Annotated in this window: 2 protein-coding genes; one reads left to right on the top strand and one right to left on the bottom strand. The window is 60.3% G+C overall.

The window, feature by feature from the left end; all coding sequences use genetic code 11:
- The first annotated feature begins 154 nt into the window (after nt 1-154).
- On the top strand, nt 155-1891 hold the full coding sequence (locus KDL09_RS10605) for a family 16 glycoside hydrolase (protein ID WP_294384605.1): 1737 nt from the start codon (nt 155-157) through the stop codon (nt 1889-1891).
- Nucleotides 1892-1893: 2 nt separating this feature from the next.
- On the opposite strand, the gene KDL09_RS10600 is transcribed toward KDL09_RS10605, so the two are convergent.
- Nucleotides 1894-2436, bottom strand: a 543-nt coding sequence (locus KDL09_RS10600; protein ID WP_294384603.1) for a histidinol-phosphate transaminase, incomplete at its 5' end; no start/stop codon positions are given.

Below are 2436 nucleotides of genomic sequence, written 5' to 3'. Positions count from 1 at the left end.
CCCCGTCCCGACGATCACTGCGGCGGCAGTGCCTTCGATGCCCACTACGCCAGTCCCCGCACCTGTCCCTGCAAAAACCACGACCACGGCCACGACAGCCACACCGACAGCCACAAAGCCCTCTCCACCGCCGATCACGCCGCTTTCCAAACGCGTGCGCACGCAATCCACCTCGATTCCCGCCGATGCCCTGACCTTTAAAAGCTCACGCTACAAATTTGTCCCCGGACCAATCACTTGGAACGACGCCAAACGCAGGGCTGAGGCCATGGGAGGACACCTGGCCACCATCACCAGCAGCGAAGAACAGGGGTGGCTCCAACGCTCGATGCCGCCCGGCATCAAGGCCGTGACCCTCGGCGGCGAACTGGCAGCCAACGGCAAGTGGCGCTGGATCACGGGTGAACCTTGGAGCTTCACCGCCTGGGCCCGCAACTCAGACGGCAGCGGCGAACCCAACGGCGCGGGCACCAACGCCAAGCTGGAACACATGACGTATTTTTACGGACCTGATGGCGGCTGGAATGACATATTCGAAGACGAACCGGCAAGACTCAACCAAACCATCCGCGCCTTCCTCGTGGAGTGGGACAACTCCGCGCCCCTCTCCATCAACGACGCCCGCGTTTCCGCACTCGACGACTCCTTCGCCGCCGCTTATGAAAAACAGGCCGCCCAGCCATGGCGCGAGGCCATGAACACGCTCCGCGAGCAATATCTCCAGGCCTTGCAACGCAGACTGGTGGAAATCCAACCCCGTCCGGAGATGCGCAATGCAGTTCCGATCATCGAGTCAGAGATCGCCCTGATAAGTTCCGGCCAGGATATGCCTGCTGACAGCTCAGCAGACCATCCCATCCTCGCCAGCCTGCGCAAAACTTACCGAGACAGTGCCAGACGGCACCTGGCGGATCGCGAAAAAAGCACTCTCCCTCTCTACGACACCTACACCAAGACGCTCGCAACCTACGAGGCTGAACTTCTGCGAAACAACCGCAAGGACGAAGCCGGCACAATCAAGGCGCTGCGCGAAGCCGTGCAGAACCGGCGGATCATCCCGTTGGCCGAGACTACGCTCAAAACCACCGCCCCTGCGGCGGCGGCTCCCTCCGCACCCGTACATCCGAATTTTCCTCTCAAACAAATGTTCGTCTGGAGCAACACCCAGGGAAAAGACATCCTTGCAGATTTTGTTGAAATCGAGAATGACATGCTCGTCATGCGACTGCCGAGCCAGGCCACCGCACGCATGTCCCTGAACACGCTTGCCGCCGGAAGCAGGCAGCTTGCGCTGGATCTCCAGACAAAACCCGGACAGCCCGTCTGGACGCCGCTCTGTGACGGCGCCACGCTCGCCGGCTGGAAAGGTGACACCACTGGCTACCAGATCATCAGCGCGGTGCTCACCAGCACAGTCACCGGCGGCGACCTGATTTCAAACAACGAGTTCGGCAGCTTTCATTTAAAGTTCGACCTGCGGCTCTCAGCCGGTGGCAACAGCGGCATCGGCATTTGGTGCGCGGAGGACAAAGCAGCTTTCAAATCTCTCTCACACACCGGTTTTGAAATCCAGATGCTGGACGACAACGCCCCTCAGTATGCGAACATCGAACACTGGCAACGGCATGCGTCCATCTTTGGCATGCGAGGCGCAGATCGTAAAACAACCGTATCAGCGGGCATCTGGGCAGGTCATGAGATCATCGTCCAGAACGACCGGATCACTGTCATCATAGATGGCGCCACCGTGCAGGACGCCGAACTCACACAGTTGAAAGCACAAGGCAATTTCCGCCCGCCCCTCGATCTCTCCAGGCGTCGAGGCCATCTCGTCCTCTGCGGTCAGAAAGGCCCGGTGGAGTTCCGCAATATGCGCATCAAGCAATTGTAGCTCTACTTCCTGAGCACTTCCTTCAGCACCTCGATGCAGCGCTCGTTCATCGGCATGGTGCCGACGGAGATGCGGACCCACTCGGGGAGCTTGTAGGCGGCCATGGCGCGAACGATGACGCCCTTGTCCATCATCGCTTTGAAGACGGCGTTGCCGTCGCCGACTTTGACAAGGACGAAGTTGGCGAAGCTGGGGATGTATTCGAGACCCATCTCGCCAAACTGCTGCTGCAGATAGTCGCGGCCTTCGTCGGTGATGCGTTTCGTCTTGTCCTGATGCTCCTGATCGAGCAGTCCGGCCAGCGCACCCGCCTGGGCGATGGAGTTGAGGTTGAAGGGCTGGCGCGTGCGCTGCAGAACATCGATGAGCTCTTTCGGTCCGATGCCATAGCCGACGCGCGTGCCGGCGAGGCCCTGAATCTTCGAGAAGGTGCGCAGGACGACGACGTTGCGGCCTTCGCGGACGTACTTGAGCGTGTCCGGCGGATTGTCGAGGAACTCGTAGTAGGCCTCGTCGAACACGACGACGACATGCTCCGGCACCTT

The organism is Prosthecobacter sp., assembly GCF_020439865.1.
Taxonomy (GTDB): domain Bacteria; phylum Verrucomicrobiota; class Verrucomicrobiia; order Verrucomicrobiales; family Verrucomicrobiaceae; genus Prosthecobacter.
Note: the sequence above shows the minus strand (reverse complement) of the source record. Positions and strands in the feature narration are given on the sequence as shown.